We start from the raw sequence: 13643 nt of genomic DNA on the forward strand, positions 1-13643 counted from the left end.
TAAGCATGAACACTCCACAATCGAACGAAAAACACCTCTGGGTCTCCTGGGACGAGTACCACCGCCTGATCGAGCGCCTGGCGCTCAAGGTCTACGAGTCGGGCTGGAAATTTGACATGGTGCTGTGCCTGGCGCGCGGTGGCGTGCGTCCAGGCGACGTGTTCTCGCGTATCTTCGACGTACCGCTGGCGATTTTGTCGACCAGCTCGTACCGTGAAGACAAAGGCACCGTACAGGGCGACCTCGACATCGCCAAGTACATGACCATGACCAAGGGCCCGCTGAGCGGCAAAATCCTGCTGGTCGACGACCTGGCGGACTCCGGCGTTACCCTGACCAAGGTCATGCAGCACTTGAAGGATAACTTCGAGGGCGTGACCGAGGTGAAATCGGCCGTCATCTGGACCAAGGGCAGCTCGGCGTTCCGCCCGGACTACCAAATGGAAGAGCTGCCGCACAATCCATGGATCCACCAGCCGTTTGAAGACTATGACGGTTTGCGCCCGCACCAATTGGCGGCCTGGATCAAAAAAGGTGAGGCAAACGCGTAAGGGTTTCTTAGCGTTTCCCCCTATGAAAAGCGGCCTGAGGGCCGCTTTTTTTGCGGCTGTCTGCACCGCACAACATAAAGTTTATGTTGGGAAATAATTATTTCTTTTTTGACCTCTAAAATGCAAAAAAGAAATGACTATTGCATATTTCGTGTTAAGATAGCTTTAAGTTTTGAAGTAAGTGAGTTGCAGCCAAAAAAATGCCGACGGCACTTGCCAAGTAAGTTGTATAACGGAAATAATAATTTTTAGTGGGAAAATCCATGAACCTCAAAAAACTTTCGCAAGTGCTGCTGGTAGCTTCGAGCTTCGTAGCGGCTTCGGCCTCGGCGGCCGTGGTCACGGTGTCGATTCCTTTCGCCACCAACGTGATCGATATCCAGGACACCAACTGGACCGACTTCCTGCACTTTGCCAAGTTCGATAGCTCGCTGGGTGCCTTGCAGTCGGTCAAGCTGGATCTGTACTCGGACGTGTACGGCGAGCTCGATCTGACCAACTACAACGGCGTCACCACGCCGGTCGGCATCGACCTCGGCGCCACCATCGCCATCCAGCGCGACGCCACCAACAACCTGGTGCTGCTGAACGCGCCGCTGTTCACCGGCACCGTGTCGCTGGCAGCCAATGGCGGCGCCTACAGCGCCAACAACTCCTACACCGCGCACGAGACCGTCAGCTACAGCGACGCATCGACCCTGGGCCTGTTTAGCGCCCTCGGCGGCGGCACCCTGACCACCGTGATCAAGGCCGAGGGCTCCACGCTGGCTAACGCCACCGGCGTCGACACCACCTTCCTGACCCAGGCCGGCGGCCGCGGCTACGTGACCTACAGCTACATCGCGGCTGTACCGGAACCAGAAACCTACGGCATGCTGCTGCTGGGCCTGGGCATGATGGGTGTGATCGCCAAGCGCAAACAGCGCTCGGCCAAAGCCTGAGTCACGGTGCAACCTTAACTACGCGGGAATAACATGAAAAAAATCACTCACATCGCGCTGGCATCGCTCGCACTGGCAGCTGCCGTGGACGCTGCGGCAGCGCCGGCTGTCCAAAGCTACACCGTGACCTCGAACGTCATCGCCAACGCGGCAGTCGCCAACGGCGGCCTGACTTTTGCACAGTTCGACGGCTCGCTGGGCACGCTGCAATCGGTAACGGTTGAATACTTCACCGACCTGGGCTCCACCCTGAAAGTGGAAAACCTGAGCAAGAAATCGGGCTCCAGCATCGTTGCGAACACCAGCGGCGTGGTCACCTTCACCATCGGCTCGCTGAGCCAGGGCGTGAACTACAGCGGTACGTACTCGCGCCTGCTGCCGGTGTATGACCTGGGTAACGACTATGCCGGCACCTCCGGCTTCGTCGACACCATCACCGCCTCGCCGTTCAGCCAGAGCCAGTCGTACACGGGCGCCAGCACCCTGGCAGCTTTCACCGGCACCGCCACCAGCACCATGAGCGCCGGCGTCAGCGGCACCGCCACCAGCCTGGTGACCGGTACCTCGGGCAACACCCGTTCGCTGGTACTGCCGAAGCTCGACGCCTACGCCAAGGTTACTTATAACTACGTCTCCGCAGTACCGGAACCAGAAACCTATGCCATGCTGTTGGCTGGCCTGGGCCTGGTCGGTGTGGTGGCACGCCGCCGGAAGTCCGCATAAGCTGAATCTGGTGGTACACTCAAACGGGAGCCTCGGCTCCCGTTTTTCTTTTCCACTTCAGAGATTCCATGACCCAGGACTTTTTCCAGACTTTCATCCTGTTGCTGCTGGTGACCGACCCGTTCGGCAACGTGCCCCTGTTTGCCAGCGTGCTCAATCCGGTGCCGATCGCGCGCCGGCCGCGCATCGTGATCCGCGAATGCGCGATTGCTTTTGTGCTGCTGCTGATCTTCATGTTCTTCGGGCGCCACTTCCTGAGCGCGCTGCACCTGTCGGAAGTGGCACTGCGCATCGGCGGCAGCGTGATCCTGCTGCTGATCTCGATCCGCATGATCTTCCCGCATCCTGACGGCGTGCTGGGCCGCACTGACGGTGCCGAGCCCTTCATTGTGCCGCTGGCGATCCCGGCGCTGGCCGGGCCGTCGGCCTTGGCCACAGTGCTGCTGTTCTCGCGCGAGAGCACGGGCGAGGTGCTGGTGCACGTGGCGGCGCTGGCAGCGGTGGGCGTGGTGTGGCTGGCGGTGTTCCTGAGCGCCGAGAAGCTGCAAAAAGTCCTCGGCCCGCAAGTGATGACGGCCTTCGAGCGCTTGATGGGCTTGATCCTGACCGCGATGTCGATCGAGATGCTGCTGGGCGGCATACGCGAGTTCGTTAAATCCCTGTAATCCTCGGCGGAGAAAAGTATGAAGCTGTTGCTGTCCCTGATGATGTTGTCTTCTTCCGTGCTTGCTGCGCAGCGGCCGGTGTCGCTGGAAGTGGGCGGCGGTGTGGTCTACGGCACCGAGCTGACGCCCGACGGCGTGAGCGGCAAGGTGCCGGTGGTGCTGCTGCATTCCGGCTCCGGCCCAACCGACCGCGATGGCAATAGCAACATGCTGCCGGGGCCGAACGACTCGCTGAAAATGGTGGCGGAAGGTTTGGCGCGGCACGGCATCGCTTCGGTGCGCTACGACAAGCGCGCCATCGGCGCCAGCGCGCTGCCGATCTGGAAAGAAGAGAATCTACGGCTGGACGACTACATCGGCGATGCCGCCGCATGGTTGCGCAAACTGCACGCCGACCCGCGCTTCTCGCGCGTGGTGATGGCAGGTCACAGCGAAGGCGCGCAGATCGCCGCCGAAGCGTGCGCGCAGGGTGGGGCGGATGCCTGCGTGCTGATCGCCGGCACTGGCCGCACCATGGATGAAATCCTGCGCGAGCAATTGAAAGACAAGCTGCCGCCGGCGCTGATGGGGGAGAGCGACGACATCCTTGCCTCGCTCAAGCAAGGCAAGACCGTCGACAAGGTGCCGCCGCCGCTGATGGTGCTGTACCGTCCCGACGTGCAGCCTTACCTCATTTCGGCCTTCCAGCACGACCCGCGCAAGGCGATCGCCGCGCTGAAGATGCCGGTGCTGATCCTGCAAGGCACTTCGGACATCCAGGTGCCGCAAGACGAAGCCAGGCTGCTTTCCGCCGCTGCGCCGCAAGCCAAGCTGGTGATCGTGGAAGGCATGAATCACTTGCTGAAAATCGTAGGCGACGATCAGGCGCTCCAACAGAAATCCTACGCCAGCCCCGCGCTTCCCGTCGCTCCGCAACTGATCGACGCCCTGAGTACCTTCGTCAACGCGCCAGCTAAACCACAGCAGCGCTGAATGGTTCGGGGCGGCGCGCAAGCAGGTGGGATAGCCGTTGCAGTCCCGCCTGCAAGCGGTCACGCTCCTTGATGTTACCCAGGGAGATGCGGATGGCATTCGCGGATTCGCTGCCGGTGGCGAATGCTTCCGCCGGCGTGACTGCGATGCCCTCGCTGGCGGCCGCACGCGCCAACTGGGTGGCGCTCCAATATGCCGGCAATTCGAGCCACACGTGCAGGCCGTCGCCGGCGCCGCTGTAGCGCCCAGCCAGGATATCCCGCGCCATCCGGTGGCGCAGGCGCGCTTCGTTGCGTATGCCCTTCATCAATCCGTCAGCCGAGCCGTCGAGGATCCACTGCGTGGCCAACGAGGCCGTGAGCGGCGCGGCCATCAGTGCAAATGACCTGAGCGCAGCCAGGAAGCGTTCGCGTTCTTGCGGATCGCGTATGAGCACGAAGGCGACACGCAAGCCGGGTGTCAGGCATTTCGACAAGGTGGAGATGTAGACCACCTGTTCCGGCGCAAACGTGGCGATCGGCGGCGGTGGGGCGTCGGCAAGCAGCCAGTAGGGATCGTCCTCGACGATGCGGACATTGCAACGCTGAGCGACGCCTGCCAGCTCCTTGCGGCGGCGTTCTGGCATCGTGACGGCGGTTGGATTCTGTAATGTCGGATTGAGGAAGACCAGCCCCGGCTTGTGCCGGCGGCACGCTTGCTCAAGCTTGTCGGGCGCCATTCCGTGCTGATCCGCTTCCACCGCAATAAGGCGCCGGCCAAATTGGTTTGCCGCCGACCGCAAGCCGGGATAACTCGCAGGCTCAGCTAGTATCACATCGCCGGGTTCCGTCAGCGCCAGGATCAATGCAGCGATCGCCGCTTGCGCACCGGGGCAGACCACCAGCTGCTGGGCATCCAGGTGGCCAAACATCGGTGCCAGCCATTTGGCGCCGGCCTTGCGGTCGGAATCGCTGCCGCCGGCCAGGTGGTAAGTCATCAGCAATTCACTATCGGCCCGCATCAGCACTTGCGACAAACCTTGTTTCAGCATGTCGTCGAAGTCCACGCCATCGGGCGGTGGCGGGGTATTCATGCTGAGATCGAGGATGGCGGTCAATTCGACTTTTGGCGCCGCGACATAGGTGCCGCGCGCGCCGCGCCCCTCCAGCAGGTTGCGGCGCCTGGCTTCATCGTAGGCGCGCGTGACCGTGGTCAGGTCGACGTCCAGCTGTGTCGCCAACTGGCGCTGCGGAGGCAGGCGGTCGCCTGGTTTCAGCGATCCGTCTGCCACTGCCGCTTGCAACGCGTCCGCGATCTGCAAAAAACGTGGCCCGCCGTGCGCACTCAATCGCGGCAGCCAGGTGGGTAAATCCTGATCTTGTATGGACATCAACTGGGACATTTTGTCTCAATGTATGGAAATTGCTTTTGGGTAGTATGCCAGCAATAATCAGGAAAGACTCAAAATGATCGATTGGATACCCGTAGTCTTCGTTGTGTTCAAGTTCCTCGTGCTCGGCATTGGGATGTTTTACGCCGTCAAGTGGCATTACGACCAAGGGAAGAAGGGACGGCATAAGGAGCGGCGCGAGGTACTGCTCGCGGCCGGTAAATTGGCCGCGGGCTTCGTGCTGGTGCTGCTGGTGCTGGGTGGCGTTACCTTCGCCGTGATCAGGATGCTCGGGATGGACTTGAACTTCCTGTGACGGCTGATCAGGCGATATTGTCGGCGCCCGGTGCGCCGAACAATTGCTGCTTGAGGACGTGGAGCTGGTCGCGCACTTGCGCGGCCTTTTCGAATTCCAGATTCTTGGCGTGATCGAGCATGGCTTTTTCGAGGCGCTTGATCTCTTTGCTGATCTGCTTCTCGCTCATGGATTCGTACTTGGCCGTCTCCTGCGCGACTTCCAATTCTTCCTTCGCACCTTTCTCGCTGTAGACGCCGTCGATCATGTCTTTGATGACCTTCTTCACGCCGCGCGGCACGATGCCGTTGGCTTCATTGAAGGCGATCTGCTTGGCGCGCCGGCGTTCGGTCTCGCCGATGGCGCGTTCCATCGAATCGGTCATGCGGTCGGCGTACAGCAGTGCTACGCCGTTCAGGTTACGCGCTGCGCGGCCGATGGTCTGGATCAGCGAGCGCTCGGAGCGCAGGAAGCCTTCTTTGTCCGCATCGAGAATCGCCACCAGCGACACTTCCGGCAAGTCCAGACCCTCGCGCAGCAAGTTAATCCCGACCAGTACATCAAAGGTGCCGATGCGCAGATCGCGCAGCAGTTCCACCCGCTCCACGGTTTCGATATCGCTGTGCAGGTAGCGCACTTTGATGCCGTGGTCACTCAGGTATTCGGTCAGCTGTTCGGACATGCGCTTGGTCAGCGTGGTGACCAGCACGCGCTCATTTTTTGCTACGCGGTCGGTGATCTCGGACATCAGATCATCCACCTGCGACAGGGCAGGGCGCACGATCACTTGCGGATCGACCAAGCCGGTTGGGCGCACCACTTGTTCCACCACTTGATCCGCGTGCGAGTTCTCGTACTCCGCCGGGGTGGCCGAGACGAATATGGTCTGCCGCATCTTCTGCTCAAACTCTTCAAACTTCAGCGGGCGGTTGTCCAGCGCCGATGGCAAACGGAAGCCGTAATCGACCAGGTTGGTTTTGCGCGAACGGTCGCCGTTGTACATGGCGCTCAACTGGCCCACCAGCACGTGCGACTCATCAAGGAACATCAGCGCATCTTTTGGCAGGTAGTCCACCAGCGTTGGCGGCGGCTCGCCCGGCATGGCACCGCTCAGGTGGCGCGAGTAGTTCTCGATGCCCTTGGTGAAGCCGATTTCCGCCATCATCTCCAGATCGAAACGGGTGCGCTGTTCCAGGCGCTGCTCTTCAATCAGCTTGTTCTCCTTGCGGAAGAACTCCAGGCGCTCGCGCAGTTCCAGCTTGATGGTCTCGATGGCGCGCAGCACGGTGGAGCGCGGCGTCACGTAGTGCGAGCCTGGATAGACGGTGAAGCGCGGGATCTTTTGTTTGACGCGGCCGGTCAGTGGATCGAACAGCTGGATCGATTCCAGCTCGTCGTCCCACAGCTCAAGGCGTACCGCGAGATCCGCGTTCTCGGCCGGGAAGATATCGAGCGTATCGCCGCGCACGCGGAAGGTGCCGCGGCCGAAGTCCACTTCATTGCGCGTGTACTGCATCTGGATCAGGCGCGCGATGATGTCGCGCTGCGCCACGCGATCCTTTTGGCGCAGGGTCAAAATCATCTGGTGGTATTCGTTCGGATTACCGATACCGTAAATCGCCGACACGGTCGCCACAATCACCACGTCGCGCCGTTCCATTAGCGACTTGGTGCACGACAGGCGCATTTGCTCGATGTGCTCATTGATGGACGAATCCTTTTCAATGAACAGATCGCGCTGCGGCACGTAGGCTTCCGGCTGGTAGTAATCGTAGTAAGACACGAAGTACTCAACCGCGTTCTCCGGGAAGAACTCGCGGAACTCCGAGTACAGCTGCGCGGCCAGCGTTTTATTTGGCGCGAACACAATCGCCGGACGGCCTTTGCGCGCAATGACGTTGGCCATGGTGTAGGTCTTGCCGGAGCCCGTTACGCCTAGCAGCGTCTGGAAAAACAGGCCATCGTCGATGCCTTCGCACAGCTGATCGATCGCCGTTGGCTGATCGCCGGCGGGCGGGAAGGGCTGGTGTAATTTGAAGGGCGAATCCGGGAACGTCACCACGGTTGCCTTCGGAGTATCTGCTACAGGTAAATCAGCCATCTTGCTCAGACCTTTGTTAGAATAATGGCCTGCCAGCGGCCTGAAGTCGTTATTTTAAGGGCGCTGTCTATACATCTCTGCTGCGAACCGCTTCCAATTGAATCCAATCTTATCATGACGAATCCTAGCTTGTTCAGCGCCATCGACATGGCGCCACGCGACCCTATTCTGGGCATTACCGAAGCATTTAACGCCGACCAAAATCCTCAGAAAATTAATCTGGGTGTAGGCGTTTATTATGACGACAACGGTAAAGTGCCGCTCCTATCGTGCGTGCAGAAAGCGGAAGAAATCCTGATCGCAGCACCAGCCCCGCGTACCTACCTGCCGATCGAAGGCCTGGCGGCGTACGACAAGGCAGTGCAAGAGCTGGTATTTGGCGCCGACAGCGCTGTTTTGCAAGAGAAGCGTGCCGTGACTGTGCAGGCTATCGGCGGCACCGGCGCACTGAAAATCGGCGCCGACTTCCTGAAGCGCTTCGCGCCGGATTCGGAAGTCTACATCAGCGATCCAAGCTGGGAAAACCACCGCGCGCTGTTTGAAAGCGCCGGCTTCAAAGTCAACAACTACGCCTACTTCGACGCGGCCACCCACGGCGTGAACTTCGCCGGTATGATCGCCGACATCAAGGCCATGCCGCGCGGTGCGATCGTGCTGCTGCACGCTTGCTGCCACAACCCAACCGGCGCCGACCTGACTTCGGCCCAGTGGGATGAGGTGATTGCTGCTGTGACCAATGGCGGCCTGGTGCCATTCCTCGACATGGCTTACCAGGGCTTTGGTGCGGGCATCGCGGAAGATGGCGCGGTGGTGCGTCGCTTCGCTGCGGCCGGCGGCCCGCTGCTGGTATCGAACTCGTTCTCCAAGTCGTTCTCGCTGTACGGCGAGCGCGTGGGCGCGCTGAGCGTGGTGGCTGCCACCTCGGAAGAAGCGGCTCGCCTGATGTCGCAACTGAAGCGCGTGGTGCGCACCAACTACTCGAATCCACCGGTTCACGGCGGCAAAGTGGTGGCGACCGTGCTGACCACCCCGGAACTGCGCCAGATGTGGGAAGACGAACTGGCCGCGATGCGCGTGCGTATCAAGGAAATGCGCGAGGCGTTTGTCGTCAAGCTGCAAGCCAAGGGCCACGACTTCGCCTTCGTACGCGACCAGGTGGGCATGTTCTCGTACTCGGGCCTGAGCAAGGCGCAAGTGGAGCAGCTGCGTGCCAAGTCGATCTACGCTGTCGATACCGGTCGCATCTGCGTGGCAGCGCTGAATTCGCGTAATATCGACATCGTTATTGACGCCATCGCTGAAGTGCTCTAAAATCTTGTTTCTTCGCGTTGAGCTGCAAAGCTTGATACGAAAGGCAGCATGAAATACCGCAGTAAATTGCACCTTGCCGGTGTGAAAGAAACAGTATAAAATGTTGCCTCTAATCCCTGATAGCTCAGTCGGTAGAGCGACGGACTGTTAATCCGCAGGTCCCTGGTTCGAGTCCAGGTCGGGGAGCCAGAATACAGAAAAGCCCATCCTTTCGAGGTTGGGCTTTTTGCATTTCAGGGGGAGTTTTGCGAAGCAGAATTACTCTTGCGATTGCGTGGAGGCCGCGAACCGCGTGCAGTATTCATCACTTTTGAGGCGCCGGATTTCGTCATCAGCTTCCCCCGAAACGAATGGTGTCGGTACGAATTCCTTTGGGTTTTTCGGATCGCGGACAAGTTTGTACTCCACTTTTCCGTAAAAGCATTTTTTGAGTTCTTCATCCCAATATTCGAACCCGAAGCGGAGCCTGGTGCGGCTTTCGAGGTTTAGATTTCCTAATTCAAGAACGAGTAACTGTTCTGAATCGTTCGACATAGAGTTGCGTGACTCCGCGGATTCACTAAAGAGCGCTCCACCCCTCAATCGAATCCAGCCCACTGGATTGTGTCCCGAATTCTTTAGGCTAAGTGAAACGGTAGTGACTGCCTTACTTTCCTCTCCCGGGCTGTTTTGAATGCCATATTGGTTAATACTCGCATCCCTGACTGTGATGATTGCTCTTTGTTGTAACTGGTTCCTGAGGTCAATGGCCTTTGTTACTGCCAGCGATTCATCGGCTACTTGTTGCGAAGCTAGTGAGACGCTGTAGGACATTCCTGAGGCTACGGTTGCGCACACGGTGGCAATTGCAGACAGAAGCGCAAAGAACCTTTCCATCGTCATCGACTTGCAGACTTGGATGAACTGGCGCCGCCGCCAATGGCACCATGCTGTCGAAATCCTGAGCAAGCCAACGGTGGCGCGAATGAAATCAAATATTGCGTCTTGCAAGTCCCACCAAATTCTCATGCATTGCCTCTTTTTTGAATGTTGATGGAGGGCAATATACCTGACAATTTGCCGGTTGAGTGGCGCAGTAGGCGGCACTGCACAAATACCCAAAGTTTCAAGGATGTTGCGTTTATGACGATTGCACAAAGGAAACTTTTAGTATCTTGTTGACACTAATTTGTTTTGATTTGATAATAAAATCAGAAATTAAGTTGTTTCATATCGATGTCATCGGGAGGCATACATGAACAAAATCAAAACAGGTATCGCGGTTGCGGCTATGGCTCTGTTGTCTCCCTTGGCGCAGGCGGCAGCCTTCACCAACGGCGGCTTTGAGGACACCAGCTTCACCGGCACGTTCGAGACTTACGGCGCAGGTTCAAGCATGTTAACGGGCTGGCAAATCGTCTCCGGCAGCGTCGACCTGATCAATACCTACTGGACGCCGTACGAGGGCACTCACAGCCTCGACCTGAACGGCAATACCAACGGCAGCATTCAGCAGACCTTCGATACTGTTGCCAACCAAACCTACACCGTCAGCTTCGCCATGGCCGGCAACACCGACGGCGGTGGTGACAAGTACATGCTGGCCGGTGTCACCGGCGGCGATCTGTTCACCTTCAGCATTGCAGGGCAAACGCATGCCAACATGGGCTGGGTGATGAAGAGCTTCAACTTCACCGCCACTGGCAGCAGCAGCACCTTGTATTTCACCGGCTTTAACGGCAACGGCCCATATGGCGCCGCGCTGGACAATATCTCCGTAACCGCCGTGCCGGAAGCGGGAACCTACGCCATGCTGCTGGCTGGTTTGGGCTTGCTGGGCGTAGCTGTCCGCCGTAAAAAATCGGCATGAAAAAAAGTTTCGCTCAGGACTAGCAAAATAGGAGTGGGGCCGATATAATTCTGGCCTCACTTCCCTGATAGCTCAGTCGGTAGAGCGACGGACTGTTAATCCGCAGGTCCCTGGTTCGAGTCCAGGTCGGGGAGCCAGAATACGAAAAAGCCCAATCCTTACAGGTTGGGCTTTTTGCATTTTGGCTTCTCTGTCTGGTCGGGAGGGCAGCTGGGCATGCGGCGCCGGCTGCCGAGGCTACACTTACAGGCCTTTCACCTGCAGGGTTTGATCAGGCGTTTGAATGCCGAACAGGCGGTCAATATTAGGATGCTTTCCCGGATTGGCTCGCGCATCCTCAGTGTGCTCCGCATAAATCTTCAGGCCGAGTTCCGCTGCTTCAGGCGTAATCGCACCGAGTTTGCCGGCCAGCCAGCCATAAACGCGCAGCGATCCTGCCTGGCCTGGTTTATTTTCGATCTTTGCCACGGCCGCGCCGGACTGATCCACGAGTTCGATTGCTGCAACTGTATCCATTGCGGGAAGCAGGGCCAGATTGTCCGAAAATTTATCGCTGAAGTCAGGTAGTTGCATAGGTACTTTTGAAAGTGTCGTGTGATGAAAGCGGTATTGTGTCATATGTGGCGTCAGGGGGGAAAAGCGCTTTATGAAGCTAGATTGTGGGCGTATTTCCCAGTGGAAACATATAATGCTTCAATTCCTCCCATCTCAAAAAGGAACAAATTGAAGATCTACGCCCCCATACTGCTGGCAGCCTTGGTGTCTGGCTGCGCCACCGCTTACCAAGACCCTCGTCCGCTGGACGTTCAGCAAGCCGAACTTGAAAATTCGCTCAAGGAGCTCTCTGGTCAATACGAGGTGATCGATGCCCGTAACGACTTCTACAGCTTTACAAAATTTGAGGCGCACACGCTGGTCGTAAGCCGCCAAGGGAATGGCGCCAAGTTTTTACTGGTTGGCAAGAAGGATGCACTACTCATTAATGGCCACGACTGTAAAGGACGGAACGAGCCAGACGGAAAGTCGCCATGGCTGTACTGTGCGACCGAGAAGGGCGGCTTCTTTGCCCCTGTCGTGGAGCGGGTAAGGATAGATCAGGAAGTTGGGGCGAAAGGCCTGCTTAGCGTGGAGAAGCCGATGCAAGTGAAGGCCGGTGATTACCTGTTCAATTTCCATGAATCCGGTAGCGGGCGGCCCCACTACTACCTGCTAAAGAAGCGGCCTGCGGTAGCAGAGTAATGATGTGAGCGGTTTGTATTTGGTCATCTCCGGCGGGGGGTTATGGCTGCCGTTGCATGAGTTGGATTTTTTCTGCCATGGCCTTCTCTTTCGCGGTGAGTTCGGGGCGGCTGGCTAGTGCGGACTCCAAGGTTTGAATATTTCTTTTCAGTGCGGCCTTATCGGGTGCGACTTCAATCTGGTTGGAAACCTCCTCGCCCAAGTATTCCGTTGACTCGACTTTCAGTAATAGATTTTTCCCGCCCTGATCATATTGCACAAGATTCCGGTATTCCGTCGCCACCGGGTTTTTCTGTAACGCGATGCCATAGGTACGCGCAAGCGCGGAGAGCTTGGCGATGCCTTCCTTGTTTTCCGGCGTGGGATCGAGCTTGAGCAGCTCCGGGGCCGCGTCACTGAAGTCCCGGATCGCCACGTTTTCGTTGACCTCATTGCTTGTGACGGCTTTGAATACGTTCGGACTGTTGGCGGCTACTCTGCTGAACACTACTTCAGGACTCAGGTAGACAAGGTTAATGGGTGTGGCAGAACTCACTTTGCATGACTCTAGTGTCAAATAGAGGTATTTTCCCTCGGGAGAGTAGTAGCCGAGCGCCGTTTCCTTGTCGTTTGATGGCGGAATGATCTTGACGTTAGTCTTTGACCATTCCTTTTTGCACGAAATATGGCAGCTCAGATAGCCATCCTTATCGGTTGGATCATCGCAGCTGAATTCTTCGGCGGGCTTTCCTTCGCGCATGGCTTTAAGCCCGCCTATGCCCGGAAAAGGCTTCGGCACGCCGCCGACTTTTTCCTGCTTCGAGATCTTGATTTTGACTTCCACCGATTGATTTTGCGCCAGCAGCGGAGCGCTGCAGTGGAGCAGGGCGAGAGCGAATATCGGACGTTTCATTATGGGGGATTTCCTTTCTTGGCCAGAGCGCCGAGCAATAATCCCCCAACGATGATGACTAGTCCGAAGAAGATGCTCTTGTGCATTGGTGAACCCCATATCCAGAGGTTGTACCAGGATTTGGGTTGGACTTTGCACGCGACCCCGGCAAAGCCGCGCGGAAAAGGTGCATAGACCAGGAGCTGGTCGGCATTGCTCCGTTTGGGGTCTGGTTGCATGGTGACCAGGTAGCGATACACGAATTCTGGCTGCGGCCGTTCGACGACAATTTTCAGGCTTTCGTGTCCTTGCCCATCCTCCGCTGATTCGCATAGCTGCCCCGGGCAAGTTTCTCCGGCACGCGGTGGCGCCGTCAGGCTGTCACCTACGGGATACTGCATGGGCGAGGCCAGCAGGATGCTCTTGATTTTAGCGTCGCCTAGGCGGGCAAAGGTGAGATGCAACACGTCCGGCATTTTTCCTACCGTTCGCGTAGTCACCCGTACTTGATTGCCGGCTTGGGTTTCCTGTTCAATCACAGCCTGGCAGCCGCTGGTGAACTGGTCCATCATGCCTTGCAGCTGCGTGTTGGCAAACGCGATGATGAGTGTGATCAAGCCTGTTGCGGAGATGGCCAGCCGTGCCGTTGTAGGATTTTGCAGCACGCTGAGGGCCTTTGCAGGGAGGGCCGAAGCCGCGCTTGCAGGAGGCTGTTTTTCGTCATCAGTTGGTGTCGGCGCCATGGAGTTCCACCTT

The 13643-nt window shown here is 57.9% G+C and carries 15 protein-coding genes and 2 tRNA genes; 11 read left to right on the plus strand and 6 right to left on the minus strand.

The genetic code is table 11. From position 1 onward, the window contains the following. Positions 1-5 precede the first annotated feature (5 nt). The 5 genes from GTP45_RS05690 (at position 6) to GTP45_RS05710 (ending at position 3852) form a co-directional block, all read left to right on the plus strand. Positions 6-551, plus strand: a complete 546-nt coding sequence (locus GTP45_RS05690; RefSeq protein WP_161012923.1) for a phosphoribosyltransferase — start codon at positions 6-8, stop codon at positions 549-551. A gap of 263 nt (positions 552-814) precedes the next feature. Next, on the plus strand, positions 815-1492 hold the full coding sequence (locus GTP45_RS05695) for a choice-of-anchor E domain-containing protein (RefSeq protein WP_161012924.1): 678 nt from the start codon (positions 815-817) through the stop codon (positions 1490-1492). Between the two features lie 33 nt (positions 1493-1525). Beyond that, positions 1526-2215: an FxDxF family PEP-CTERM protein gene (locus tag GTP45_RS28345; protein WP_161012925.1), complete on the plus strand. Its 690-nt coding sequence runs from the start codon at positions 1526-1528 to the stop codon at positions 2213-2215. Between the two features lie 68 nt (positions 2216-2283). Then, positions 2284-2880 carry a MarC family protein gene (locus tag GTP45_RS05705; protein WP_161012926.1) on the plus strand — a complete coding sequence of 199 codons (597 nt, stop codon included), beginning with the start codon at positions 2284-2286 and terminating at the stop codon, positions 2878-2880. An 18-nt stretch (positions 2881-2898) separates the two neighbouring features. Then, the gene (locus tag GTP45_RS05710; protein ID WP_161012927.1) at positions 2899-3852 is read left to right on the plus strand and encodes an alpha/beta hydrolase; all 954 of its coding nucleotides are present in this window, start codon (positions 2899-2901) and stop codon (positions 3850-3852) included. Here the strand turns inward: GTP45_RS05710 and GTP45_RS05715 are convergent. Continuing rightward, entirely contained in the window at positions 3833-5233 is a 1401-nt protein-coding gene (locus tag GTP45_RS05715) for an aminotransferase-like domain-containing protein (protein WP_166454548.1), read from the minus strand. The two genes, GTP45_RS05710 and GTP45_RS05715, sit on opposite strands and share 20 nt — an antisense overlap. Positions 5234-5297: 64 nt before the next feature. Here GTP45_RS05715 and GTP45_RS05720 point away from each other — a divergent pair, with 64 nt between their 5' ends. Continuing rightward, positions 5298-5537, plus strand: a complete 240-nt coding sequence (locus GTP45_RS05720) for a hypothetical protein (RefSeq protein ID WP_161012928.1) — start codon at positions 5298-5300, stop codon at positions 5535-5537. Between the two features lie 7 nt (positions 5538-5544). Here the strand turns inward: GTP45_RS05720 and uvrB are convergent, their stop codons facing one another. Further along, complete coding sequence (gene uvrB, locus GTP45_RS05725; protein WP_161012929.1) at positions 5545-7617, minus strand: excinuclease ABC subunit UvrB; 2073 nt, start codon at positions 7615-7617, stop codon at positions 5545-5547. 114 nt (positions 7618-7731) lie between these two features. On the opposite strand from uvrB, the gene GTP45_RS05730 reads away from it, so the two are divergent. Then, positions 7732-8928: an amino acid aminotransferase gene (locus GTP45_RS05730; RefSeq protein ID WP_174821634.1), complete on the plus strand. Its 1197-nt coding sequence runs from the start codon at positions 7732-7734 to the stop codon at positions 8926-8928. A 113-nt stretch (positions 8929-9041) separates the two neighbouring features. Next, a tRNA-Asn gene (locus GTP45_RS05735) sits at positions 9042-9117 on the plus strand. 69 nt (positions 9118-9186) lie between these two features. On the opposite strand, the gene GTP45_RS05740 is transcribed toward GTP45_RS05735, so the two are convergent. Then, positions 9187-9936 (minus strand): hypothetical protein, encoded by a 750-nt coding sequence (locus GTP45_RS05740; RefSeq protein ID WP_161012930.1) that lies wholly within the window; start codon positions 9934-9936, stop codon positions 9187-9189. A 226-nt stretch (positions 9937-10162) separates the two neighbouring features. Here GTP45_RS05740 and GTP45_RS05745 point away from each other — a divergent pair, with 226 nt between their 5' ends. Together GTP45_RS05745 and GTP45_RS05750 are read left to right on the plus strand one after the other, a co-directional pair. Continuing rightward, complete coding sequence (locus GTP45_RS05745; RefSeq protein ID WP_161012931.1) at positions 10163-10777, plus strand: choice-of-anchor C family PEP-CTERM protein; 615 nt, start codon at positions 10163-10165, stop codon at positions 10775-10777. Between the two features lie 61 nt (positions 10778-10838). Then, positions 10839-10914, plus strand: a tRNA-Asn gene (locus GTP45_RS05750). Positions 10915-11020: 106 nt separating this feature from the next. Here GTP45_RS05750 and GTP45_RS05755 read toward each other — a convergent pair. After that, on the minus strand, positions 11021-11395 hold the full coding sequence (locus GTP45_RS05755; RefSeq protein WP_229258350.1) for a DUF2322 family protein: 375 nt from the start codon (positions 11393-11395) through the stop codon (positions 11021-11023). A 105-nt stretch (positions 11396-11500) separates the two neighbouring features. Here GTP45_RS05755 and GTP45_RS05760 point away from each other — a divergent pair, with 105 nt between their 5' ends. Further along, complete coding sequence (locus GTP45_RS05760) at positions 11501-12016, plus strand: hypothetical protein (RefSeq protein ID WP_161012932.1); 516 nt, start codon at positions 11501-11503, stop codon at positions 12014-12016. Positions 12017-12056: 40 nt separating this feature from the next. On the opposite strand, the gene GTP45_RS05765 is transcribed toward GTP45_RS05760, so the two are convergent. Together GTP45_RS05765 and GTP45_RS05770 are read right to left on the minus strand one after the other, a co-directional pair. Then, positions 12057-12908 (minus strand): hypothetical protein, encoded by an 852-nt coding sequence (locus tag GTP45_RS05765; protein WP_161012933.1) that lies wholly within the window; start codon positions 12906-12908, stop codon positions 12057-12059. Next, complete coding sequence (locus tag GTP45_RS05770) at positions 12908-13630, minus strand: hypothetical protein (RefSeq protein WP_161012934.1); 723 nt, start codon at positions 13628-13630, stop codon at positions 12908-12910. The genes GTP45_RS05765 and GTP45_RS05770 overlap by 1 nt, the downstream gene beginning before the upstream one ends. Positions 13631-13643 lie beyond the last annotated feature (13 nt).

Source organism: Duganella rivi (genome assembly GCF_009857435.1).
Classification (GTDB): Bacteria; Pseudomonadota; Gammaproteobacteria; order Burkholderiales; family Burkholderiaceae_D; genus Rugamonas; species Rugamonas rivi.

Coding starts and splice junctions, on each gene's coding strand:
- GTP45_RS05690 (WP_161012923.1), top strand. CDS start 6: ATGAACACTCCACAATCGAACGAAAAACACCTCTGGGTCTCCTGGGAC.
- GTP45_RS05695 (WP_161012924.1), top strand. CDS start 815: ATGAACCTCAAAAAACTTTCGCAAGTGCTGCTGGTAGCTTCGAGCTTC.
- GTP45_RS28345 (WP_161012925.1), top strand. CDS start 1,526: ATGAAAAAAATCACTCACATCGCGCTGGCATCGCTCGCACTGGCAGCT.
- GTP45_RS05705 (WP_161012926.1), top strand. CDS start 2,284: ATGACCCAGGACTTTTTCCAGACTTTCATCCTGTTGCTGCTGGTGACC.
- GTP45_RS05710 (WP_161012927.1), top strand. CDS start 2,899: ATGAAGCTGTTGCTGTCCCTGATGATGTTGTCTTCTTCCGTGCTTGCT.
- GTP45_RS05715 (WP_166454548.1), bottom strand. CDS start 5,233: ATGTCCCAGTTGATGTCCATACAAGATCAGGATTTACCCACCTGGCTG.
- GTP45_RS05720 (WP_161012928.1), top strand. CDS start 5,298: ATGATCGATTGGATACCCGTAGTCTTCGTTGTGTTCAAGTTCCTCGTG.
- uvrB (WP_161012929.1), bottom strand. CDS start 7,617: ATGGCTGATTTACCTGTAGCAGATACTCCGAAGGCAACCGTGGTGACG.
- GTP45_RS05730 (WP_174821634.1), top strand. CDS start 7,732: ATGACGAATCCTAGCTTGTTCAGCGCCATCGACATGGCGCCACGCGAC.
- GTP45_RS05740 (WP_161012930.1), bottom strand. CDS start 9,936: ATGAGAATTTGGTGGGACTTGCAAGACGCAATATTTGATTTCATTCGC.
- GTP45_RS05745 (WP_161012931.1), top strand. CDS start 10,163: ATGAACAAAATCAAAACAGGTATCGCGGTTGCGGCTATGGCTCTGTTG.
- GTP45_RS05755 (WP_229258350.1), bottom strand. CDS start 11,395: ATGACACAATACCGCTTTCATCACACGACACTTTCAAAAGTACCTATG.
- GTP45_RS05765 (WP_161012933.1), bottom strand. CDS start 12,908: ATGAAACGTCCGATATTCGCTCTCGCCCTGCTCCACTGCAGCGCTCCG.
- GTP45_RS05770 (WP_161012934.1), bottom strand. CDS start 13,630: ATGGCGCCGACACCAACTGATGACGAAAAACAGCCTCCTGCAAGCGCG.